The organism is Ectopseudomonas toyotomiensis (assembly GCF_017167985.1).
In the GTDB taxonomy this organism is placed as follows: domain Bacteria; phylum Pseudomonadota; class Gammaproteobacteria; order Pseudomonadales; family Pseudomonadaceae; genus Aquipseudomonas; species Aquipseudomonas toyotomiensis.
Window position 1 is genome coordinate 459,767 of record NZ_CP070505.1, and the last position, 22,482, is coordinate 482,248.

Genomic DNA, 22,482 nt, shown 5'->3' on the forward strand with positions numbered 1-22,482 from the left:
TACCAACGACCAGACAGCCCATAGGGGCAGCACGCCAGAGCGAGTCGACTCGGCTCCAGCAAGGTCGGTGCACGGGAAATAGGCAGATGAACAATGAAGGCGTGGCAACTGCGCCTCGCTGATACGGGGTGCATGGTCCGGCACAACGGCAAGCTGTCCATGACGTTCTCCCTAGCAACCTCTACTACCGGTATGCGGAGCCCTCTCCTTCACCACACACCGTCAAATAACAAGCAACCACAGGTGTCACTTAAGCTCGCCAATCGCAAAAAGTCAAATACACGTCACTTTGTATAAGTAACTCCAATATGCTCGATAAGCATATGCATAAAAGCCAATTTATTGACTAATCCGTTACTCATCATCCTTGCCTCGGGTTGCGCAGCGCTGCGCGAACGCCGAAGCTAGGAGGCCTGGATCAACTTGGCGAGGATCGGCCTTGGATTGGCACACCCTGCTCACCCGCGAACGTCTCGGTAAACCTGCGCCCAGCTCGGCAGAGCTGGGACGCAGTCCTTTCCACAAGGATCACGACCGCATCATCTTCTCCGGTGCCTTCCGCCGCCTGGGACGCAAGACCCAGGTACACCCGGTGTCGAGCAACGACCATATCCACACCCGCCTGACCCACTCCCTGGAAGTCAGCTGCGTCGGCCGTTCGCTGGCCATGCGCGTTGGCGAGATGTTGCGTGACGACCTGCCCCACTGGTGCACGCCGAGCGACCTGGGCATGGTGGTGCAGTCCGCCTGCCTGGCCCACGACATAGGCAACCCGCCGTTCGGCCACTCCGGCGAAGACGCCATTCGCCACTGGTTTCAGCAGGCCGCCGGACGCGGCTGGCTGGATGCGATGAGCGATGCCGAACGCGGCGATTTTCTCAATTTCGAAGGTAACGCCCAGGGTTTTCGCGTGCTCACCCAGCTGGAGTACCACCAGTTCGACGGTGGTACACGGCTGACTTACGCCACCCTCGGCACCTACCTCAAGTACCCCTGGACGGCCCGCCATGCGGACGCACAGGGCTACAAGAAACACAAGTTCGGCTGCTACCAGAGCGAGCTGCCACTGCTCGAACAGATCGCCGCCAAGCTCGAACTGCCACAACTGGAAACGCAGCGCTGGGCGCGTCACCCGCTGGTCTATCTGATGGAAGCGGCGGACGACATCTGCTACGGCCTGATCGACCTGGAAGACGGTGTGGAAATGGAGCTGCTCGACTACACCGAAGTCGAGGCGCTGCTGCTCGATATGGTAGGCGATGACCTGCCGGAGACCTATCGCCAGCTCGGCCCCAAGGACTCGCGCCGGCGCAAACTGGCGATCCTGCGCGGCAAGGCCATCGAACACCTGACCAACGCGGCTGCCAGCGCCTTCGTCGAACAACAGCAGGCCCTGCTGGGCGGCGGCCTGCAGGGCGATCTGGTCGAACACATGCATGGCGCTGCCAAGCACTGTGTGCAGAGCGCGAAGTTACTGGCGCGCGAGAAGATCTTCCACGACAAGCGCAAGACATTGCATGAAATCGGCGCCTATACCACGCTGGAAATCCTCCTCAACGCCTTCTGTGGTGCGGCACTGGAGCTGCACAGTGGGCGCGCGCTGTCGTTCAAGCACCGGCGTATTCTCGATCTGCTCAGCTACTACGCGCCTGAACCGGGTTGGCCCCTGTATCGCTCGTTCATGCGGGTGATCGACTTCATCGCCGGCATGACGGACAGCTACGCTACGGAAATGGCAAGGGAGATGACGGGCCGTTCGAGCCCGATCTGACGAAAAGAGCGCATGAAGAACCTGATTCGCAACAGTTTCACCTGGCATGCGGGCCCGCCGGCCTGGGGTCCGGCCGTGGTCGCCGGGCTGGGTTGTGCCTTGCCGCTGGTGCTGGGCCTTTTCACCGCTCACAGTGGTTTTCTCTGGGCCTCGGCTGGCGCCTTTCAGGCCGCACAGGCGAACCCGCTGCACCGCTTCGGCATGCTGCGCATGCTGCTGCTCACCGGCCTCGGTGCCTGCAGCGCCGGCCTGGGTTTCTGGGCCGCCAGCCACCCGCTGATCAGCCTGGGCATTTTCGCTGCTTTCGGCCTGCTGCTGGCCTGGCTGCAACGCTTCGGCAGCGAAGCCGGCAAGCTGGGTATAGGTCTGTGCATCTGCCTGTGCCTCGGCCAGGGACAATTCGGCATCGGCAATCTGCACAACCCTTATGCGGTGGCCATGCTGTTCATTCTCGGCGGACTCTGGGTGATGCTGCTGGCCTTCGGCCTGCGTGGCCTGCACGGCCTGCGCATGTGGCCGTACATGCCGCGCTTTCTGGCCATTCTCAAGGTACTCAAGCGCCACGCGCAGCGCCTGCCTCGCCAGCAATGGCGTCTGCATGCCCTGGCCTGCATGCTGGCTTTTGCCGCGTCAGGGCTGATCGTCAATCTGGCCGGCCTGTCGCGTGGTTACTGGCTGACACTGACAGTCATCACCACGCTACAGCTGGAGTTCCAGGGCAGCCTGGTGCGAGCGCTGCAGGCGAGCCTGGCCAGCCTCGCCGCCGCCGGCCTGCTGATCGTCTTCGGTCACAGCCTGCAAAGCCCTCCGACGATGGTCATGACCTTGCTGGTGCTGGTGATTCTCAGCCGTGCGCTGCAGGCCAATCACTATGGCTTGTTCGTGCTGCAGACCAGCCTGTGCTTCGTGCTCCTGGCCGAGAGCCTTGCCCAGGACTGGCACCTGGCGGAGGTGCGCCTGCTCAACGCGCTGATCGGCGTGGCCTTGAGCCTGACCGTGGCGCTTCTGATCCATGGCCTGCGCCTGCAACTGAACAAACCGAGCAAAGCCGAGGACAATTCTCGGCAGCCTTTATAACGTTTCGGCAGATTCGCCCACTCTTCACTATGCTGTGGAAGCCTGCAGCGCCCGCAAGGAGTGAAGTGCGATGCTCAATACCGCCGTTCCCAGAGAACGCCGTTTCCCCCTGCACGTTCATATCAGTGTCCTGTTCACGCTTCTGCTGCTGTTCACCGGTGTCGTGCTGGGGTTGTTCAATTACCAGCAGACCAGCCGACTGATCTTCTCCAGCAGTTCGACACTCTTCGAGCGCATCCAGCACGACGTACAGAGAGATCTGGACAATACCTACCGTCCCATACGCCACCTGCTCAGCCTGCTGGCCCTGCACCCTGCCACCGAGGCCGACACGCTCGATGAACGCCTGGAAATGCTGCCGCTGTTTGTTCAGGCCCTGCGCGACAACCCCAAACTGGCCTCGATCTATCTCGGCTATGAGGATGGCGACTTCTTCATGGTCAGGCCGCTGCGCAGCGACATGCTCAAGCAGCGCTTCGACGCGCCGGACAAAGCGGCTTATCAGGTCTGGGCCATCGACCGCAGCAGCGCCGGGACCGACAGCGATTACCTGTTCTATGACGGCTCACTTAACCAGCTCAGCCGCCGGCAGAAACTCAGCGAGCCTTACGATCCCAGGCAGCGCGACTGGTTCAAGCGCGCGCGCGGCGATGGCGGACAGATCACCACCGCACCCTATCTGTTCTTCTCGACCCAGGAAATCGGCACTACATTGGCCAGGCGCAGCGGCCTGACCACCGTGATCGGCGCCGACCTGACGCTCGACGATCTCTCGGCCACCTTGGCCAGCCACCGCGTCACCCCCAACAGCCAGGTGGTACTCGCCGACAACGACGGCAATGCCGTGGCCTACCCCGAGAGCAGCCGCCTGCTCAAGGAGGTCGACGGCAAGGTATCGCTGGTCAAGGTCAGTGAACTCAATCCGGCCCTGGGTGAACTGCTGTCCGGCCAACTGAACGAACGAGACGAGGGCATCGTCGAACTGGCCAAGCAGCGTTGGGCCATGGCTCACCGGCACATTCTGGAGGGTGGCCCACAGGGGTTGCATCTGGCCCTGCTGGTGCCCGAACAAGAGCTGCTGGCAGAGGCTTATCGCATCCGCTGGCAGGGCGCGCTGATCACTCTCACCACCCTGCTGCTGTGCCTGCCGCTGGGCTGGCTCACCTCACGTCTGGTGGTCAAACCGCTGCGCAGCCTGGTGCAGGAGGCGCAGGCCATCCGCCGTTTCGACTTCGCCCACCCGGCCAGCGGTCGCTCGCCGATTCTCGAGGTCGACCAGCTAGCGGTGTCGATGAGCAGCATGAAGGACACCCTGTCGAGCTTTCTCGACATCGCTGCCAGCCTCTCGGCGGAAACCCAGTTCGACGCGCTGATCAAACGCGTCATGGACGCCACCGTCTCCATCAGCGCGGCCCAGGGCGGCCTGCTTTATCTGCTGGACAATGACAGCGGCCGCCTGGAGCCACAGGGATTGGTGATCGACGGCCAGAGCCGCAGCCTCGCCGATCTGGGCATCCACGGACTGGCCCATGACGATCCGACCTTACCCAGCTGGCTGCAACGTCCGGCCAGCGGCGGCGACAGTGTCGCCACCTCCATCGGTTTCGATCAGGCGGGTAAATTTCAAGGGCTGCTGTCGGCCATGGACAGTCCGCGCCTGCACTTGATCGCTGCTGGCCTGCATAACCGCCAGGGTGACACTGTTGGCGTGCTGGTACTGTTGCAACGCGATACCGGCGAGGATAACGAAAGCATGCTCAGCCCGGATCGCGTCGCCTTCGTCGACGCCGTCTCAGGCAGTGCAGCCCTGTGCATCGAGAGCCAACGCCTGCTGGCCAGGCAGAAGCAGTTGCTCGATGCCTTCATCCAGCTGATCGCCGGCGCCATCGACGCCAAGAGCCCCTACACCGGCGGCCACTGTCAGCGCGTACCGGAAATCACCCTGATGCTGGCCCGTGCTGCAGCCGAGAGCGACGCCCCCGAGTTTCGTGACTACAACCCCAGCGACGAGGAGTGGGAGGCACTGCATATCGCCGCCTGGCTGCACGATTGCGGCAAGGTCACCACCCCCGAGTACGTGGTGGACAAGGCGACCAAACTGGAGACCCTGTACGACCGCATCCACGAAGTACGCATGCGCTTCGAGGTACTCAAGCGCGATGCCTGGGTCGCCTATTGGCGTGGTCGTGCCGAAGGTGCTGAAGAAAGTGCACTGGCGGCTCTGCGCGACCAGCTGCTGAGCGATCTGGACGACGAATTCGCCTTCATCGCGCGCATCAATCTGGGTGGCGAGGCCATGGCCGATGACGACCAGACTCGCCTCAAGCAGATCGCCGAACGACGCTGGCTACGCACACTGGACAATCGCCTGGGCGTTTCCTGGGAGGAAGCCAAGCGCCTGGAACACTCGGCCCCCAGCAGCCTGCCGGTGGAAGAGCCGCTGCTCGCTGACCGCCTCGACCATCTGATCGAGCGCGCCGACCAGGAGGTGATCGCGCCAGACAATCGCTGGGGCTTCAAGCTGGAAGTGCCGCAATACAAATTCAACCGTGGCGAACTGCACAACCTGAGCATCGCCCGCGGCACGCTGACGGCCGAAGAGCGCTACATCATCAACCACCACATCGTGCAGACCATCCTGATGCTCGACCGTCTGCCCTTCCCCAAGCATCTGCAGAATGTCACCGAGATCGCCGGTGGGCACCACGAGAAGATGGACGGCACGGGCTATCCCAAACGTCTGACGCGCGAACAGATGAGCCTGCCGGCACGCATGATGGCGATCGCCGATATCTTCGAAGCCCTGACGGCAGTGGATCGCCCTTACAAGAAGGGCAAGACACTGTCGGAAGCACTGAACATCATGGTCGGCATGTGCAAGGGTGCGCACATCGACCCGCAGCTGTTCGCTCTGTTCATTCGCGCAGGCATCTACCGGCGCTACGCCGAGCGTTTCATGCAGGCCGAACAGATCGATCAGGTGGACGAGCAGATGCTGCTGGAAAAAGCCGGAGCTCTGTAGGGGGCGCTCCGCGCACCGAGCTTCGATATCAGGTCAAACGCTGGGTGCGCGCGGCGCACCCTACCTGATGACTGGCGCCAGAGAGCCCGGCGCCGAGTAGCGATCAAGCCTGGTTGATCGGGTTTTCCGGGTACCAGACGTCCTGCAACGGGCTGAGTTCGAACTTCTCCAGTTCGTCACGGCCTTTCAGCCAGGCCTCGACGGCAGCACGCTGCTCCTCGTTGACCGAGCCACGCTTGGCCAGGCAGACCAGACCGAAGTCTTCGGCACCTACGTAATCCAGACCATTGCCGGCGATGGCCTGATCGAGGAACTGATCGACGAAATCGTCGAGGGTCCGGTCGCTCAAGTCGGCCTTGAAGTTCAGGGTCAGCTCGAAGCCCAGCTCCTGGAATTCATCGACACAGAGCTTCTTGCGCAGACGGCGGGAACGGTTGGTCGCCATGAAACAATCCTCAAAGGTAATAACGCGCGGCACTCTAGCAGTTTCGCCGCCAGAGCGCCCGTTTTGTATCGCTCTGCCGGCCCTTCGAACATGTTGAACGCCAGCTGTTTGTAGTGACTGTTTTTAACCCGGCGGGGCCGACTGCGAGAAGAATCTTGCGGCATAATGCCGGCAACTTTTCCCCGAGTCGGACTGTCGTTTGTCTGTCTCCCACGTCACTCCCGCCTGACTGCGGAAGGTTCCTGTCGATGATTCAGCGGTTTCGCCAACTGGCGCTGAGCGCCCTGCTTCTCCCCCTCGCCCTGTCCTGCCACGCTGCCAGCGCCGCACTCCCTGCCAAGGTCGAGCAGGCGCTGAAGGCCAACAAGATTTCCAACAACTCGCTGTCGGTGATGACCGTGCCTCTGGGCGGACAGGCTGGCGGCCTGCAGTTCAATGCCGATATCTCGGTCAACCCGGCCTCCACCATGAAGCTGGTGACCACCTACGCCGCCCTGGAATTACTGGGGCCCAACCATCAATGGAAGACCGAGTTCTATGCCGATGGTCCGCTGAAGGATGGTGTGCTGCATGGCAACCTCTACCTCAAGGGTGGCGGCGACCCGAAACTGAACATGGAGAAACTCTGGCTGCTGCTGCGCGATCTGCGCCTCAACGGCGTGCGCCAGGTTCAGGGCGATCTGGTGCTCGATCGCAGCTTCTTCGTTGCCCCGCAGTTGCCGGCGTTCAATGATGACGGTGGCGATGCCAACAAACCCTTCCTGGTAAAACCCGACTCCCTGCTGGTCAACCTCAAGGCGCAGCGTTTCATCACCCGCGCCGAAGGCGGCAAGGTGCATATCGCCATGGACCCGCCAATCGCCACTGTCCGTATCGACAATCAGGTTCGCGTGCTCAAGGCTGCAACCTGTCCGGCCTGGCCCGATATCCGCTACAACGCGGTGGAGCAGTACGACGGCACGACCCTGATCGTCAGCGGCCAACTGGCTGAAGGCTGCAGTGCGCAGACCTACCTGTCGCTGCTCGACCATCCCAGCTACGCCGCCGGCGCGGTACGCGGTATCTGGCAGGAGCTGGGCGGCAAGATTCTTGGCAAGGACCGTCTGGGCCCTGTTCCGGAAAAAGCCCGCATGCTGGTGCGCGCCTTCTCCCCGGATGTGGTGGAGATCGTTCGCGACATCAACAAGTACAGCAACAACACCATGGCTCGGCAGCTGTTTCTCAGCATCGGCGCACAGTTCCGTACAGAGGCCGACAAGGATGACTCCATGGCCGCGCAGCGCGTCATTCGCAGCTGGCTGGCCCGCAAGGGCATCACGGCGCCGCATCTGGTGATGGAGAATGGCTCCGGCCTGTCGCGCGCCGAACGCATCAGCGCACGGGAAATGGCACTGATACTCCAGGCAGCCTGGCGCAGCCCTTACGCTGCCGAGTTCCGCAGCTCGATGCCACTGGTGGCAATGGACGGCACCATGCGTCGGCGCCTGCAGCGCACACCACTGGTGGGTGAGGCGCACATCAAGACCGGCACCCTGAACAACGTGCGCGCCATTGCCGGCTACAGCCGCGACAGCAACGGTCAGGACTGGGCCGTGGTAGCCATCCTCAACGATCCGAAACCCTGGGGCGCTACCTCGATCCTCGATCAGGTGCTGCTGGAAACCTACAAGCAGCCAAAACGCTGACCACGCTGTAGCCCGGGGATGCAATCCGGGGGCTCTTTTGAACCTGAGCTCCGGATTGCATCCAGGCTACGCTGTCAGCGTGCAGTGAAACGCCAGGCGCGGTGGATCTTCGGGTTGCGGACGAAGTCCGGGTCCAGCGTCTGCGCGCTGATCTCTTCGACCTGATAGCGCGCCACCAGGCTCTCATCCAACTGGAACTTGCGGAAGTTGTTGGAGAAATACAGCACACCGCCACGAGCCAGACGCGCCATGGCCAGGTCGAGCAGTTCGACGTGGTCACGCTGCACATCGAACACGCCTTCCATGCGCTTGGAATTGGAGAAGGTTGGCGGGTCGATGAAGATCAGCTCGTACTCACCGCGATCCTCTGCCAACCAGGTCATCACATCGCCCTGCTCCAGGCGGTGCTTGTCGGAAAAACCGTTGAGCGCGAGATTACGCCGCGCCCAGTCCAGGTAAGTTTTCGACAGATCCACGCTGGTGGTGCTGCGCGCGCCACCCTTGGCCGCATGCACGGTAGCCGTCGCGGTGTAACAGAACAGATTGAGGAAGCGTTTGCCAGCGGCCTCGCGCTGCAGACGCAGGCGCAACGGCCGGTGATCGAGGAACAGCCCGGTATCCAGATAGTCGGTGAGGTTGACCAGCAGCTTGACCCCGCCTTCATTCACCTCCATGAACTCGCCCTGCGCGGCCTGACGCTGATACTGCTTGGTGCCCGTCTGGCGCTCACGACGCTTGATCACCACGCGACTCTGCGCCACGCCCAGCGCCTGCGGGATCGCGGCCAAGGCATCGAGCAGGCGTGCCTGGGCCTTGTCCGGGTCGATTGAGCGCGGCGCTGCATATTCCTGGACATGTACGTAGTCGCGGTACAGATCAACTGCCACGGCATACTCGGGCATGTCGGCGTCGTACAACCGGTAGCACTCGACGCCTTCGCGGCGTGCCCACTTGCCCAGCTGCTTGAGGTTCTTCTGCAGGCGGTTGGCGAACATCTGCCCGCCTTCGGACAAACGCGCCTGCTGTGGTGCTTCGCTCACCGGCTGTTGATCGTCCTCGCGCGCACGCCGCTCACCGGTAACGAACTGCTCGGTCTGCACCTTGATCAACAACAACTTGCAGGGCAGTGCGCCGTTCCAGAACGCATACTGCTTGTGGCTGCGCAGGCCCATACGCTTGCCCAGCTCGGGCGCGCCAGTGAATACCGCTGCCTCCCAGCCCAGGCAGGCCTGGCGCAGACGCTCGCCGAGGTTCTGGTAGAGGTACAACAGGCTGGCTTCGTCGCCCAGGCGTTCGCCGTATGGCGGGTTGCTGATCACCAGGCCCTTCTGATTCTGGTCCGGACGCGGCTCGAAACTGCCCAGTTCGCCCTGATAGATCTTCACCCAGTCGGACAGACCAGCCCGCTCGACGTTATTACGCCCAGGCTGGATCAGCCTTGGGTCGGCTTCATAACCGCGAATCCACAGGGGCGGCCTGGCCAGACCGGCCGCCGCGCGTTGCTCGGCCTCGGCATGCAGCTTCTTCCAGATCGCCGGCACATGACCGAGCCAGTTGGAGAATCCCCAGCGTTCGCGCTTGAGATTGGGGGCGATATCGGCAGCCATCAGCGCCGCCTCCACCAGGAAGGTACCCACACCGCACATCGGGTCGGCCAATGCACCGCCCTCGGCAGCAATGCGCGGCCAGCCGGCACGGATCAGCACTGCCGCGGCCAGGTTCTCTTTCAGCGGTGCAGCGCCCTGCTGCAGGCGGTAACCGCGCTGGTGCAGGCTGTGCCCGGAAAGGTCCAGCGACAGCACCGCCTCGCCGCGATCCAAACGCAGATGCACGCGCAAATCAGGATTGAGTTTGTCGATGCTGGGCCGCTCGCCACCGGCGGTGCGCAGGCGGTCGACGATCGCGTCCTTGACCTTGAGCGCGCCGAAGTGGGTGTTGTCGATCCCCGAACCGTTGCCGCTGAATTCCACCGCCAGGCTGCCGGAGGGCTCCAGATGGTCGCGCCAGTCCACTGCATGCACGCCGTCATAAAGCTCGTCGGCGTTGTTCATGGCAAAGCGCGACAGCACCAGCAGCACGCGGTTGGCCAGGCGCGACCACAGGCACAGTCGATAGGCCACCTCGATTTCGGCATGACCGCGGACCGCCGCCGTTTGCTCGCGCGCATCTTCCAGCCCAAGTCCTCTGGCCTCTTCCAGCAGCAGGCCCTCGAGCCCCTTGGGGCAGGTCAGCACGATTTCGTAACGATCAGACATGGATGTTCCACTGCCTATGGCAATCAGGGAGGTGCAGCGGCGCACCTCGACTCAAAATAAGTGACAAAAGGTCACAGCGCGACCCTTCGTCGGAATAAGCAAGCACTCTCATTTGCACTAGCAAAATGACGGCATCTGCGTGTACAGCCAGATACGACGGCGTCTGGCTGAAAGATGCTGGACGTATCTCCAGCGCCCTTATGGCCTCACCCGCATTTAGGTTACGCCCTTATGACAAATCGATCATTCACAGGCCCCAATGCATTCGTTAGAACACTACCTAAGGCTTTCGCTGCAACGGCGCAGGCACAGAAAGTTCGCCACGCCGGCAGCGGACTTTCGTAGGCAGAAGATTTCTGCCCGGCCTTGCCACAAGGCCAACGGGACATAACAGTCAACAGTGAGGGCAACACCCTATGAGAAGACTTAAGCGTGATCCGTTAGAAAGAGCTTTTTTGCGCGGCTATCAGTACGGCATCAATGGTAAATCCCGCGAACTTTGCCCCTTTACCCTACCTTCGGTTCGTCAGGCCTGGCTCAATGGCTGGCGTGAGGGCCGTGGCGATAACTGGGATGGGCTGACCGGCACGGCCGGTATTCATCGACTCAACGAACTTCACGCTGTCGGCTGATCAGGATCACACCCGACTTCACCATGCCGACCCCCTCCGGGCGGCGGGCGCAAGCCCAGGGGCTCCTTCGGGAGCCCTATTTATTTACGCGGCTTATTTACGCAGCGCGGCAATCGCATCCACCGCCTCGCGAATCAGCGCCGGCCCCTTGTAGATGAAACCCGAATAAATCTGGACCAGGCTCGCACCCGCAGCGATCTTTTCGGCAGCATGCTTGCCCTCAGTAATACCGCCAACGGCAATGATCGGCAGACGACCCGACAGCTCGCCCGCCAGCACCTTGACGATATGCGTGCTCTTGTCGCGTACCGGAGCGCCCGACAAGCCGCCGGCCTCATCCCCATGGGCCAGACCTTCGACACCTTCGCGGCTGAGCGTGGTATTGGTGGCGATCACCGCATCCATATCGGCGCCCAGCAGCGCTGATGCCACCAGTGCGGTCTCTTCGTCACTCATGTCCGGGGCGATCTTGATCGCCAGTGGCACGCGCTTACCGTGCTCCTGGGCCAGATCCTCCTGACGACGACGCAGCGCCTCGAGCAACTCCTTCAGCGAATCGCCGAACTGCAAACTGCGCAACCCCGGCGTATTGGGTGAGCTGACGTTGACCGTGACGTAGCTGGCGTGGGCGTACACCTTGTCCAGGCAGGCCAGGTAATCATCCACCGCCCGCTCGACTGGCGTATCGAAGTTCTTGCCGATATTGATACCCAGCACACCCTTGAACTTCGCTGCCTTGACCCGCTCAAGCAGGTGATCGACGCCATGGTTGTTGAAACCCATGCGGTTGATCACCGCCTCGGCCTCCGGCAGACGAAACAGGCGCGGTTTGGGGTTGCCCGGCTGCGGACGCGGGGTAACGGTGCCGATCTCGACGAAACCGAAGCCGAGCTGGGCGAAGCCATCGATGGCGTCGCCGTTCTTGTCCAGCCCTGCCGCCAGGCCGACCGGATTGGCGAACTGCAAACCCATCACGTTTACTGGCAGGCTGGTCGGCGCCTTGGTCAGCAAGCCATTGAGCCCCAGCCGGCCACCTGCACCGATCAGATCGATGGACAGCTCATGGGAGGTTTCCGGGGACAGTTTGAACAGCAGCTCGCGGGCCAGGGAGTACATGATCAGGCTCAGCTCGACAGGTAGAGGGTTGGCAGCCGGCGATTATAGCCGCGCAGGCGTCGTCGGCGCGAGGCAAGCGCGCCAGATCAGTCCAAAGGGCGTAAACTCAACAGCTCGCCGGAGCTACTGAATTCCAGTACGAAGGAACCAAAGATACCGGCGTGAGTCAGATACGGCCGCAGATGGTGGGCCGGCAAACTGACGCGGCGCCCATCCCGGCTTTGCGCCATAATCCGGTTGGCCTGGCCACGATAGATGGCCTGCAATCGTTCGGCCGATAACGCAATATCCAGCACCAAGCTGGGCATGGAGGCACCCTCGCAAATGAATGCGGCTATTTTGCCACAGACCCGCAACGCGACAGGCACTCACGCGCCGCGCTACGCTATATGGGCAATAGCCATCCGCGTCTGCCACACTGCAGCAGACGCTTCAGGAGCGATCTGCCGGCCATGAGCCTGTCCGAATCCTCAACTCTCAGCAGCCGCCTGGCAGCACTGGCTCAGCGCATGGGCCTGCTCGGCCGTAGCTCACGACAGATATTCGCCAGGGCCAGCGCCCTGCGCCTGCCATTCAAACCGTTGCCGGCAGCGGTCGAAAGCATTGGTTGGCATGACGGCCCGCAATTGCAGCTTCTGCTCAACCTGCCTCGCGGCGCGCTCTCCGGCCCGGTACAGGAAGACAAAGCACAGGCCCATTGCGCACTGACTCAAGTAGTGGAAGCGCAAATGCAGCAACTGCAGTCTTTCGATCTGCGCCTGATCGACGGCTTCGCCTACCCTTGTCCTGCGCCAGGCTACGTGAGCTTCGAAGACTACGCAGCAAGCGAACACTGCAAGCAGGTGCGCATCATCAGCTACAAGGATTTCGTCAAAACCATCGGCCTGGCGTTGCCGCGTTTTCTCGCTGGCGAACCGATCGAGCTGCGTCAGGCCAACTGGCGTGGCTCGCGCACCTTCTGGTCAGGTGATGTGCAAGGCGAAGCCTTCGCTGGAGCAATCGCCTATGCGCGCAGACGCGAACTGGAAGTGCTGCTGCCAGCCAATCTGGTTCGCTATCGCTTGAATGAAGCGGGCCTGGACAACCTGCAAAAGCGCTATCACGTACTGGCCATGCCAGAAGCGGCTTGGAGCGACCCCAGCTTCATGGGGCTGCTACTGGACAACGGCATACCCTATGCACGCCTGTCGCTACTGAAGAAAGCCGGCACCCCAGAGTTCCTCCTCCTGCCCAAAGAGCATCAGGAAGCCACTGCGCTTGGCGAGGGACTGCGCCTGGCCGGCGCACCAGACGTGCCGAGCCATCTACGTCAGCTGGCCGTCCAGCCAACCTGAGCAGACTCACGAGCTATTCGTCGCAACCGCGCAGCAGACGCCCAATCATGTCCAACGAATAGCCACGGTAGGCCAGAAAGCGGCCTTGCTGAGCACGCTCACGAGCATCAGCCGGAAGCCGACCGGCAAACTTGCGCTGCCAGGTTTCACGCAACTGCTCGAACCAGTCGATGCCACTGTCACGCAAAGCCTGATCGACATCGCCACGCGCGAGCCCACGCTGGCCGAGCTCCTCGCGAATACGCAGCGGACCGTAACCAGCACGCGCGCGATAAGCGACGAAGCTTTCCAGATAGCGGGCCTCGGATAGCAAGCCCTCCTCTGACAACCGTTGCAAGGCCGTGTCGATCATGTCCTCGGGGGCGCCACGCTTGCGCAACTTGCGCGCAAGCTCGACACGCCCATGCTCACGTCGCGCCAGCAGATCCATGGCCGCCCGCCTGACGGCGAGCGGGTTATCCAGTACGACGGTCATGCTCTGACGGCTTAGAAGTCGACTTCAGCATCAGCCAGATCGGCAGCCGTGGCCTTGGCCGGAGCGCTGCTGACCAGCAACTTCTCGCGAATCAGACCTTCGATCTCGCGCGCCACTTCCTGGTTGTCTTCCAGGTACTTGGCCGCATTGGCCTTGCCTTGACCGATCTTGTTGCCCTTGTAGCTGTACCAGGCACCCGACTTCTCGACCAGGCCCTGTTGCACGCCGAGATCGATGATCTCGCCATTACGGTAGATGCCCTTGCCATAGAGAATCTGGAACTCGGCCTGACGGAACGGTGGCGCGACCTTGTTCTTGACGATCTTCACGCGGGTTTCGCTACCCACGACCTCTTCGCCTTCCTTCACCGCGCCGGTACGACGGATGTCCAGGCGAACCGAGGCATAGAACTTCAGCGCGTTACCACCGGTGGTGGTTTCCGGGCTACCGAACATCACGCCGATCTTCATGCGAATCTGGTTGATGAAGATCACCAGGCAGTTGGCGTTCTTGATGTTACCGGTGATCTTGCGCAGCGCCTGGCTCATCAGGCGCGCCTGCAAACCGACGTGCATGTCACCCATTTCGCCTTCGATTTCCGCCTTAGGCACCAGAGCCGCCACGGAGTCGACGATGATGACGTCAATGGCATTGGAGCGCACCAGCATGTCGGTGATTTCCAGCGCCTGCTCACCGGTGTCCGGTTGCGATACCAGCAGGTCATCGACGTTGACGCCGAGCTTGCCGGCATAATCCGGATCCAGTGCGTGCTCGGCATCGACGAAGGCACAGGTAGCACCAAGCTTCTGCGCTTCGGCGATCACCGACAGGGTCAGCGTGGTCTTACCGGAGGATTCCGGGCCGTAGATCTCGACGATACGACCTTTTGGCAAACCGCCGATGCCCAGCGCGATATCCAGCCCCAGCGAACCGGTGGAGATGGCCGGAATGGCCTGACGCTCATGGTCGCCCATGCGCATGACCGCACCCTTGCCGAACTGCTTCTCGATCTGACCCAGGGCAGCCGCCAAAGCGCGCTTCTTGTTCTCGTCCATTACCATCCTCACGTATTAACAAGGGCCTCGAGGGCCGCCAACAACTGTATAAGTAGCCAGTATTATTCCACAGGGCAAGTCGCCCGCCTACCCCACAAGCGGATTTTCCTCCGCCAACAGGCGCAGAAGCCCCGCCAGAGCGGCCTCGACCGTTTGTCGGCGCACCTCATCGCGGTTACCAGCGAACTGCTTGCGCACACTGAAAAGACGCTCGCCATCGCCCCAGGCCAACCAGACGGTACCGACCGGTTTCTCCACGGAACCACCGCCCGGCCCCGCCACCCCACTGACAGCCACCGCATAGCGCGCCCCGCTATTGGCCTGAGCGCCACGCACCATCGCCTCGACCACCTCCCGGCTAACGGCGCCCACACTGGCGAAAAAGTCGGCACATACAGCCAACTGCTTGGTTTTCTGGGCGTTGGAGTACGTCACATAGCCAGCCTCGAACCAGGCCGAGCTGCCGGGAATACGAGTGATCGCCTCGGCGATACCGCCGCCTGTACAAGACTCTGCAGTGGTGACCTGGGCAGCTTGCGCCTGCAATGCTGCACCCAGTTGTTCGGCCAGTTGGCTGATTCTGTCCATATCCACTCCTCGCTCATCGAACGGCAAACCCTACACAGCTTGCCTGCCAGTGGAAACGGCAAAATTCGTCTACTGTTATCACGGGCTAGGGTGCAATAGGAGGCACTGCGATGTGGCTTTCACGGAACAAGGAACACAAGGACGCGCAGGATCAGGGAGCGGCAGAGCTACAGGCCATTCGCCAATCGATGGCGATGATCGAGTTCACCCCGGACGGCATCATCCTCGACGCCAACCCAGCCTTTCTCGGCGTGGTGAATTACCGCCTGGAAGAGATCGTCGGCAAGCACCATCGTCTGTTCTGCTCCCGCAACCTGAGCGAGAGCCTCGCCTATCAACAGTTCTGGCAGCGCCTGCGCCAAGGCGAGCACTTCAGTGATCGCTTTCCAAGGCTGACGCAAGACGGCAAGGAAGTCTGGCTGGAAGCGACCTACATGCCAATCCGGGATGATCAGGGCTCGGTGACCAAGGTGATGAAGATCGCCACCGACATCACCCGCCAGGTAGCGGCCGAACATATGCATGAGAGCTACATCAAGGCGATCGACCGCTCCATGGCGGTGATCGAGTTCAACCTCGAGGGAGAGGTAGTGAGTGCCAACCAGAACTTCCTCGATCTGATGGGCTATCGCCGCGACGATGTGATCGGCCAGCATCACCGGCTCTTCTGCCTGGCCGAGGACAGCCGCAGCGATGAATACCGCCAGTTCTGGGCTCGCTTGAACAAAGGCGAGTTCATGTCAGATCGTTTTCGCCGCGTGACCAAACAAGGCCAGCAGGTCTGGCTGCGTGCCACCTACAACCCCCTTTATGACGCCAACGGCCGTGTCTATGGCGTAGTGAAATTCGCCAGCGACATCACCGCCCAGGTCGAGCGCCGCGACTCGGAGGCTGCCGCTGCCCAGCTGGCTCATGACATCGCCAAGGAGACCGATGTTTCCGCCGATCACGGTACCCGCACAGTGGCCCAGACCGTCGCGGTGGTCGCCGACATTGCCAGCGAACTGGCTCATGTGGCCGAACAGATAGAAGGCCTTAACAAACAATCCGAGCAGATCACCAGCATCGTTCAGGTAATTCGCAGTATTGCCGACCAGACCAATCTGCTGGCACTCAACGCAGCCATCGAAGCGGCACGTGCCGGTGAACAGGGTCGCGGCTTCGCCGTAGTGGCCGATGAAGTGCGTCAACTGGCCTCGCGAACCAGCCAGGCCACCCAGGAGATCAACGGCGTCGTTCAGCAGAACCAGAACCTTACGCGCAACGCAGTAGCCAGCATGGCAACCACGCGAGAGCGTGCACGTACCGGCGTAGACCTGGCCAACCAGGCTGGTGAAGTGATCCGCGAGATACGCAGCGAGTCGCAGCGCGTGGTCGAGGCTGTGGCCCAGTTCTCGGTGACCTTCACCGACTGAAGAGTAATTGCGTCAGATTCGCAGCCCACGCGAGGGGCGAAGTATGGGAAAATTCCCGGCTTCGTCACACCCACCGCACGTAAGGCCCGGCATGACCGATCTCTCCGCTCACACCCCGATGATGCAGCAGTACTGGAAGCTGAAGAACCAGCACCCGGATCAGTTGATGTTCTATCGCATGGGTGACTTCTACGAGATCTTCTACGAAGACGCGAAGAAAGCAGCCAAGCTGCTCGATATCACCCTGACCGCACGCGGCCAGTCGGCCGGCCAATCGATTCCCATGTGCGGCATTCCTTTCCATTCGCTCGAAGGCTACCTGGCCAAGCTGGTCAAGCTCGGCGAATCGGTGGTGATTTGCGAACAGATCGGCGACCCGGCCACCAGCAAGGGCCCGGTGGAACGTCAGGTGGTGCGCATCATCACCCCCGGCACCATCAGCGACGAAGCCCTGCTCGATGAGCACCGCGACAACCTGCTTGCTGCAGTCCTCGGTGATGAGCGCCTGTTTGGTCTGGCCGTGCTGGATATCACCAGCGGCCGCTTCAGCGTGCAGGAGATCAAGGGCTGGGAAAACCTGCTGGCCGAACTGGAGCGCCTGAGCCCCGCCGAGCTGCTGATCCCGGACGACTGGCCGCAAGGCCTGCCCGCCGAGAAGCGCAAGGGCTCGCGCCGCCGCGCACCCTGGGATTTCGACCGCGACAGCGCCTTCAAGAGCCTGTGCCAGCAATTCAGCACCCAGGACCTGAAGGGCTTCGGCTGCGAGAACCTGACCCTGGCCATCGGCGCCGCCGGCTGCTTGCTCAGCTATGCCAAGGAAACCCAGCGCACCGCCCTGCCCCACCTGCGCAGCCTGCGTCACGAGCGCCTGGACGACACGGTGATCCTCGATGGCGCCAGCCGCCGCAACCTGGAGCTGGACATCAACCTCGCCGGTGGCCGCGACAACACCCTGCAATCGGTGATGGATCGCTGCCAGACCGCCATGGCCAGCCGCCTGCTGGGCCGTTGGTTGAACCGTCCGCTGCGTGATCGCGCGGTGCTGGAGGCACGCCAGGAGGCCATCGCACGCCTGCTTGATGGCTATCGCTTCGAAACGCTACAGCCGCAGCTCAAGGAAATCGGCGACCTGGAGCGTATCCTCGCGCGTATCGGCCTGCGCAACGCCCGTCCGCGCGATCTCGCCCGCCTGCGTGACGCCCTGGCGGCACTGCCCGAGCTGCAGCTGGCGATGACCTCGCTGGATACCCCGCACCTGCAACAGCTGGCCAGCAGCATCTCCACCTACCCGGAACTGGCCGACCTGCTGGCCCGCGCCATCATCGACAACCCGCCAGCGGTAATCCGCGACGGCGGGGTGCTGAAGACCGGCTACGACGCCGAGCTGGACGAGCTGCAGGCCATGAGCGAGAACGCCGGACAGTTCCTCATGGATCTGGAAGCGCGGGAGAAGGAACGTACCGGCCTGGCCAACCTCAAGGTCGGCTACAACCGCGTGCACGGCTACTTCATCGAACTGCCGACCAAACAGGCCGAATCCGCACCTGCCGACTATATCCGCAGGCAGACGCTCAAGGGCGCAGAGCGCTTCATCACCCCGGAACTGAAGGAATTCGAAGACAAGGCGTTGTCGGCCAAGAGCCGCGCCCTGGCCCGTGAAAAGATGCTCTACGACGAGTTGCTCGAGCGCCTGATCGGCCATCTAGCGCCGCTGCAGGACAGTGCCGCAGCCCTCGCCGAACTGGACGTGCTGAGCAACCTGGCCGAGCGCGCGCTGAATCTCGACCTGAACCGCCCGCGCTTCGTCGATGAGCCGTGCATGCGCATCGACCAAGGCCGTCACCCGGTGGTCGAGCAAGTGCTGACCACGCCCTTCGTGGCCAACGACCTGGATCTCGACGACAACCGGCGCATGCTGGTCATCACCGGGCCGAACATGGGTGGTAAATCCACCTATATGCGCCAGACCGCACTGATCGTGCTGCTGGCCCATATCGGCAGCTTCGTGCCGGCGGCGGCCTGCGAACTGTCGCTGGTCGACCGCATCTTCACCCGTATCGGTTCCAGCGATGACCTGGCCGGCGGCCGCTCCACCTTCATGGTGGAGATGAGCGAAACAGCTAATATCCTGCACAACGCCAGCGAGCGCAGCCTGGTACTGATGGACGAGGTCGGACGTGGCACCAGCACCTTCGACGGCCTGTCGCTGGCCTGGTCGGCAGCCGAGCATCTGGCGCGCCTGCGCGCCTTCACCCTGTTCGCCACGCACTATTTCGAGCTGACCGTGCTGCCGGAAAGCGAGCCGGTGGTAGCCAACGTGCACCTCTCGGCCACCGAGCACAACGAGCGTATCGTCTTCCTCCACCACGTTCAGCCAGGCCCCGCGAGCCAGAGCTATGGCCTGGCCGTGGCGCAACTGGCTGGCGTGCCGGGCACGGTGATCAGCCGCGCACGCGAGCACCTGGCGCGCCTGGAGGCCACCAGCCTGCCGCACGATCTGCCACGCCAGGCGCCCGGCCAGCCGCAAGCGCCGATGCAAAGCGACCTGTTCGCCAGTGTGCCGCACCCATTGCTGGAGCAATTGCACAAGATCAACCCGGATGATCTGACTCCGCGCAAGGCGCTGGAGCTGTTATATACATGGAAGACGCAGATCTAACGTTCAATACAACAAACTGCTAGAATCGCGCGCAATTTTACGACCGCCCGGTTTACAGCCTGAGCCGCGGCCACAGACAGAGCGCCTGGCAGCCCTTCACAGAAAGGGCCCAGGCCGCCGCCCGAGGAGAGAATCAGACATGACCTTCGTCGTCACCGACAACTGCATCAAGTGCAAATACACCGACTGCGTGGAGGTCTGCCCGGTCGACTGCTTCTACGAAGGCCCGAACTTCCTGGTCATTCACCCGGATGAGTGCATTGATTGTGCACTGTGCGAGCCGGAGTGCCCCGCGCAGGCGATCTTCTCGGAAGACGAGGTACCGGAGGATCAGCAAGAGTTCATCGAGCTGAACGCTGATCTGGCCGAAGTATGGCCGAACATCACCGAGAAGAAAGATGCACTGCCGGACGCCGAAGAGTGGGATGGCGTGAAGGACAAGCTGCAACATCTGGAGCGCTGAGTTCGCCCTGAAACACAAAGACCCGCCAAGTGCGGGTCTTTTACTTTCAGGCTCCGGGCCGACTGCCCGCCAGGCTGGCGCCACAAACAGCACGCGCAAAAAAAAGGGGCGGCTTGCGCCGCCCACTTTTATTCCCTAATCCCTTTATTTCCCAACCCATCATCCTGATGAATCGCTTCTTGCGATGTTCCTGATCATCATCCTGATGACCTGTGCTTGTCCCTGAGCACGGATTCGATATTAGCCGCTACAGGATGCAATACAACCCGAGTGAATCACCCCCAAAAGGGTTCACACTCAATCCATCCATTCTTTATAAATCATTTAAAAACATACAGTTAACAACGCATTCAGGTAAAGAAAGCAGGATATCCCCCAAGCGTTCAGCACAAACACTGACAACAGCTGTAAGCAATGGCTTACATACCCGCACATAAAAAACCCGGCCGGAGCCGGGTTCATGATCGAAGCGAAACCTCACTGGAACAAGGCGTCGCTGGACAAGCCGTTCTTCTCCAGGATTTCCCGCAGACGCTTGAGCGCCTCAACCTGAATCTGCCGCACCCGCTCGCGGGTCAGGCCGATCTCCTGGCCCACTTCCTCCAGGGTACAGCTTTCATGGCCACGCAGACCGAAGCGGCGCACAACGACTTCCCGTTGTTTGTCGGTCAGGTCGGAGAGCCACTGATCGATGCTCTGCGACAGATCATCGTCCTGCAACAGCTCGCACGGATCGGTCGGACGGTCATCGGTCAGGGTGTCGAGCAGCGTCTTGTCCGAATCCGGACCGAGCGAGACGTCCACCGAGGACACTCGTTCGTTGAGGCCGAGCATGCGCTTGACCTCGCCCACCGGTTTTTCCAGCAGGTTGGCAATTTCTTCCGCAGAAGGCTCATGGTCAAGCTTCTGGGTCAGCTCACGAGCTGCACGCAGGTATACGTTGAGCTCCTTGACCACATGAATCGGCAAACGGATGGTTCGCGTCTGGTTCATGATGGCGCGTTCGATGGTCTGGCGGATCCACCAGGTTGCATAGGTCGAGAAACGGAACCCCCGCTCCGGATCGAATTTTTCCACGGCGCGAATCAAGCCGAGGTTGCCCTCCTCGATCAGATCGAGCAGAGAGAGACCACGGTTGACGTAACGCCGAGCGATCTTCACGACCAGGCGCAGGTTGCTCTCGATCATGCGTTTGCGCCCGGCAGGATCGCCCTTCTGCGCCAGACGCGCGAAGTGCACTTCCTCTTCGGGAGTGAGCAAGGGAGAGAAACCGATTTCGTTGAGGTAAAGCTGAGTGGCGTCTAGCGCCCGGGTGTAGTCGATGTATTTGTGCTGCTTGGAGGGGGTGGCGTTCTTGGCCTTGGTACGTGCGACCGGTGCTTCCACCTCATCGCCCTGAACCTCGCCGAAAACGATGCCTGGCTCCATGAGGAGCAGTTCATCGTCGACGTCAAACTCCGGCGCTTCTTTTTTGATGAGAGCCATTGTTGTTGTCCCTAGCTGAGTTCGACAACAGACTCTGGCGGAACCGTCCTGGCCACACCTGAGCCCGTCCCTCCTACGTGATGGAACGGGTCAGCGACGGATCAACGACGTGGCAGATATTGCAGCGGATCGACAGGTTTACCTTGGCGGCGAATCTCGAAGTGCAGCTTCACCCGGTCGGCCCCTGTGGACCCCATTTCGGCAATACTTTGCCCGGCTTTGACCTGCTGCCCCTCCCGTACCAACAACCTGCGGTTATGACCGTAAGCACTTACGTAGGTATCGCTGTGTTTGATGATGATCAACTCGCCGTAGCCCCGCAAACCACTCCCGGCGTACACCACTGATCCATCAGACGCAGCTAAAACAGGCTGGCCTAATTGCCCTGCGATATCAATGCCTTTATTCAAACTACCGTTTGAGGAAAAACGACTGATTACTGTGCCCTCGGTTGGCCAGGACCAACCACTGGCCGAGCGACTCACGGGTGTTACTGGCGTAGTCGCTGGCGTGTTGGCTACCGGCGGGCGGGCGGGCTGAGTTGCAGGCGGCGCAGTCACGGCAACCGGCGGACGACTGGGTACCGGCTGAGTGACAACGGGCGAGGTGGCCGCAGGCGGCGTCGAAACGACCGGCTGACTGCTGGCCACCGGGCGGTTGTCGAAACGGATCGTCTGACCCACGCGGATCAGATAGGGATCGCGCAAACCGTTATGAGCAGCGAGTGCCTTCCAATCCCAGCCGAAACGAAAGGCGATCGAATAAAGGGTATCGCCACGCTGCACCACGTAGTGACCGTTGCGCACGGGCTGACGCTGAACCACCGGGGCACGACTCTGGTTCTGGCCACGGTCGACCACCTGCACGCCACCCGGTGGCGAACTGACGCAACCGGCCAACGCCGAGGCGGCAAGCATGGCGAGCGGCAGGCGAAACGCTGCAACTGCGCGGACTAGCACGTGAAGGACGGTGAAACTCACCCAACTGCTCCCTGAATGATTCCGA

At 61.7% G+C, this 22,482-nt stretch carries 18 protein-coding genes; 9 read left to right on the plus strand and 9 right to left on the minus strand.

Translation table 11 applies throughout. The annotated features are described in order from the left end of the window. The first annotated feature begins 439 nt into the window (after positions 1 to 439). The 3 genes from JWV26_RS01965 to JWV26_RS01975 all read left to right on the plus strand — a co-directional run bounded on the left by JWV26_RS01965 (position 440) and on the right by JWV26_RS01975 (position 5,870). Entirely contained in the window at positions 440 to 1,771 is a 1,332-nt protein-coding gene (locus JWV26_RS01965; RefSeq protein ID WP_206418260.1) for a deoxyguanosinetriphosphate triphosphohydrolase, read from the plus strand. A 12-nt stretch (positions 1,772 to 1,783) separates the two neighbouring features. Further along, a complete protein-coding gene (locus JWV26_RS01970) occupies positions 1,784 to 2,848 on the plus strand; it encodes an FUSC family protein (protein WP_206418261.1) in 1,065 nt (354 codons plus the stop codon). 70 nt (positions 2,849 to 2,918) lie between these two features. Continuing rightward, positions 2,919 to 5,870 (plus strand): HD domain-containing phosphohydrolase, encoded by a 2,952-nt coding sequence (locus JWV26_RS01975; protein ID WP_206418262.1) that lies wholly within the window; start codon positions 2,919 to 2,921, stop codon positions 5,868 to 5,870. Between the two features lie 103 nt (positions 5,871 to 5,973). Here the strand turns inward: JWV26_RS01975 and JWV26_RS01980 are convergent, their stop codons facing one another. Further along, positions 5,974 to 6,315: a 50S ribosome-binding protein YggL gene (locus JWV26_RS01980; protein ID WP_206418263.1), complete on the minus strand. Its 342-nt coding sequence runs from the start codon at positions 6,313 to 6,315 to the stop codon at positions 5,974 to 5,976. A 248-nt stretch (positions 6,316 to 6,563) separates the two neighbouring features. Between JWV26_RS01980 and dacB the strand changes: the two genes are divergently transcribed. Continuing rightward, positions 6,564 to 8,000, plus strand: a complete 1,437-nt coding sequence (gene dacB / locus JWV26_RS01985) for a D-alanyl-D-alanine carboxypeptidase/D-alanyl-D-alanine endopeptidase (RefSeq protein ID WP_074918122.1) — start codon at positions 6,564 to 6,566, stop codon at positions 7,998 to 8,000. 74 nt (positions 8,001 to 8,074) lie between these two features. On the opposite strand, the gene rlmKL is transcribed toward dacB, so the two are convergent. After that, positions 8,075 to 10,255 (minus strand): bifunctional 23S rRNA (guanine(2069)-N(7))-methyltransferase RlmK/23S rRNA (guanine(2445)-N(2))-methyltransferase RlmL, encoded by a 2,181-nt coding sequence (rlmKL, locus tag JWV26_RS01990; protein ID WP_074918124.1) that lies wholly within the window; start codon positions 10,253 to 10,255, stop codon positions 8,075 to 8,077. 416 nt (positions 10,256 to 10,671) lie between these two features. Here rlmKL and rmf point away from each other — a divergent pair, with 416 nt between their 5' ends. Continuing rightward, positions 10,672 to 10,887 carry a ribosome modulation factor gene (gene rmf, locus JWV26_RS01995; RefSeq protein ID WP_003244273.1) on the plus strand — a complete coding sequence of 72 codons (216 nt, stop codon included), beginning with the start codon at positions 10,672 to 10,674 and terminating at the stop codon, positions 10,885 to 10,887. Between the two features lie 93 nt (positions 10,888 to 10,980). On the opposite strand, the gene JWV26_RS02000 is transcribed toward rmf, so the two are convergent. Together JWV26_RS02000 and JWV26_RS02005 are read right to left on the minus strand one after the other, a co-directional pair. After that, complete coding sequence (locus JWV26_RS02000) at positions 10,981 to 12,003, minus strand: quinone-dependent dihydroorotate dehydrogenase (protein WP_003462008.1); 1,023 nt, start codon at positions 12,001 to 12,003, stop codon at positions 10,981 to 10,983. 86 nt (positions 12,004 to 12,089) lie between these two features. After that, positions 12,090 to 12,311 carry a DUF2835 domain-containing protein gene (locus tag JWV26_RS02005; RefSeq protein ID WP_072425434.1) on the minus strand — a complete coding sequence of 74 codons (222 nt, stop codon included), beginning with the start codon at positions 12,309 to 12,311 and terminating at the stop codon, positions 12,090 to 12,092. Positions 12,312 to 12,455: 144 nt separating this feature from the next. Here JWV26_RS02005 and JWV26_RS02010 point away from each other — a divergent pair, with 144 nt between their 5' ends. Continuing rightward, the gene (locus tag JWV26_RS02010; RefSeq protein ID WP_074918128.1) at positions 12,456 to 13,337 is read left to right on the plus strand and encodes a DUF6685 family protein; all 882 of its coding nucleotides are present in this window, start codon (positions 12,456 to 12,458) and stop codon (positions 13,335 to 13,337) included. A gap of 13 nt (positions 13,338 to 13,350) precedes the next feature. On the opposite strand, the gene recX is transcribed toward JWV26_RS02010, so the two are convergent. The 3 genes from recX to JWV26_RS02025 all read right to left on the minus strand — a co-directional run bounded on the left by recX (position 13,351) and on the right by JWV26_RS02025 (position 15,455). Further along, positions 13,351 to 13,812 (minus strand): recombination regulator RecX, encoded by a 462-nt coding sequence (gene recX, locus JWV26_RS02015; protein ID WP_074918130.1) that lies wholly within the window; start codon positions 13,810 to 13,812, stop codon positions 13,351 to 13,353. Positions 13,813 to 13,823: 11 nt separating this feature from the next. Next, positions 13,824 to 14,867: a recombinase RecA gene (gene recA / locus JWV26_RS02020; protein ID WP_074918132.1), complete on the minus strand. Its 1,044-nt coding sequence runs from the start codon at positions 14,865 to 14,867 to the stop codon at positions 13,824 to 13,826. 87 nt (positions 14,868 to 14,954) lie between these two features. Beyond that, entirely contained in the window at positions 14,955 to 15,455 is a 501-nt protein-coding gene (locus tag JWV26_RS02025) for a CinA family protein (RefSeq protein ID WP_079783293.1), read from the minus strand. A 110-nt stretch (positions 15,456 to 15,565) separates the two neighbouring features. On the opposite strand from JWV26_RS02025, the gene JWV26_RS24495 reads away from it, so the two are divergent. The 3 genes from JWV26_RS24495 (at position 15,566) to fdxA (ending at position 19,992) form a co-directional block, all read left to right on the plus strand. Further along, entirely contained in the window at positions 15,566 to 16,870 is a 1,305-nt protein-coding gene (locus tag JWV26_RS24495) for a methyl-accepting chemotaxis protein (protein WP_079783292.1), read from the plus strand. Positions 16,871 to 16,961: 91 nt separating this feature from the next. Further along, on the plus strand, positions 16,962 to 19,529 hold the full coding sequence (mutS, locus tag JWV26_RS02035; RefSeq protein ID WP_206418264.1) for a DNA mismatch repair protein MutS: 2,568 nt from the start codon (positions 16,962 to 16,964) through the stop codon (positions 19,527 to 19,529). 139 nt (positions 19,530 to 19,668) lie between these two features. Further along, the gene (gene fdxA / locus JWV26_RS02040) at positions 19,669 to 19,992 is read left to right on the plus strand and encodes a ferredoxin FdxA (protein ID WP_013716392.1); all 324 of its coding nucleotides are present in this window, start codon (positions 19,669 to 19,671) and stop codon (positions 19,990 to 19,992) included. A 477-nt stretch (positions 19,993 to 20,469) separates the two neighbouring features. On the opposite strand, the gene rpoS is transcribed toward fdxA, so the two are convergent. Beyond that, entirely contained in the window at positions 20,470 to 21,477 is a 1,008-nt protein-coding gene (gene rpoS / locus JWV26_RS02045; protein ID WP_004424060.1) for an RNA polymerase sigma factor RpoS, read from the minus strand. 101 nt (positions 21,478 to 21,578) lie between these two features. Further along, positions 21,579 to 22,457, minus strand: coding sequence for a peptidoglycan DD-metalloendopeptidase family protein (locus tag JWV26_RS02050; RefSeq protein ID WP_079783290.1), 879 nt, complete (start codon positions 22,455 to 22,457; stop codon positions 21,579 to 21,581). Between the last annotated feature and the right edge of the window lie 25 nt (positions 22,458 to 22,482).

Coding starts and splice junctions, on each gene's coding strand:
- JWV26_RS01975 (WP_206418262.1), top strand. CDS start 2,919: ATGCTCAATACCGCCGTTCCCAGAGAACGCCGTTTCCCCCTGCACGTT.
- recA (WP_074918132.1), bottom strand. CDS start 14,867: ATGGACGAGAACAAGAAGCGCGCTTTGGCGGCTGCCCTGGGTCAGATC.
- JWV26_RS02025 (WP_079783293.1), bottom strand. CDS start 15,455: ATGGACAGAATCAGCCAACTGGCCGAACAACTGGGTGCAGCATTGCAG.
- recX (WP_074918130.1), bottom strand. CDS start 13,812: ATGACCGTCGTACTGGATAACCCGCTCGCCGTCAGGCGGGCGGCCATG.
- rpoS (WP_004424060.1), bottom strand. CDS start 21,477: ATGGCTCTCATCAAAAAAGAAGCGCCGGAGTTTGACGTCGACGATGAA.
- JWV26_RS24495 (WP_079783292.1), top strand. CDS start 15,566: ATGTGGCTTTCACGGAACAAGGAACACAAGGACGCGCAGGATCAGGGA.
- JWV26_RS02000 (WP_003462008.1), bottom strand. CDS start 12,003: ATGTACTCCCTGGCCCGCGAGCTGCTGTTCAAACTGTCCCCGGAAACC.
- fdxA (WP_013716392.1), top strand. CDS start 19,669: ATGACCTTCGTCGTCACCGACAACTGCATCAAGTGCAAATACACCGAC.
- rmf (WP_003244273.1), top strand. CDS start 10,672: ATGAGAAGACTTAAGCGTGATCCGTTAGAAAGAGCTTTTTTGCGCGGC.
- JWV26_RS02005 (WP_072425434.1), bottom strand. CDS start 12,311: ATGCCCAGCTTGGTGCTGGATATTGCGTTATCGGCCGAACGATTGCAG.
- rlmKL (WP_074918124.1), bottom strand. CDS start 10,255: ATGTCTGATCGTTACGAAATCGTGCTGACCTGCCCCAAGGGGCTCGAG.
- JWV26_RS01970 (WP_206418261.1), top strand. CDS start 1,784: ATGAAGAACCTGATTCGCAACAGTTTCACCTGGCATGCGGGCCCGCCG.
- dacB (WP_074918122.1), top strand. CDS start 6,564: ATGATTCAGCGGTTTCGCCAACTGGCGCTGAGCGCCCTGCTTCTCCCC.
- JWV26_RS01980 (WP_206418263.1), bottom strand. CDS start 6,315: ATGGCGACCAACCGTTCCCGCCGTCTGCGCAAGAAGCTCTGTGTCGAT.
- mutS (WP_206418264.1), top strand. CDS start 16,962: ATGACCGATCTCTCCGCTCACACCCCGATGATGCAGCAGTACTGGAAG.
- JWV26_RS02010 (WP_074918128.1), top strand. CDS start 12,456: ATGAGCCTGTCCGAATCCTCAACTCTCAGCAGCCGCCTGGCAGCACTG.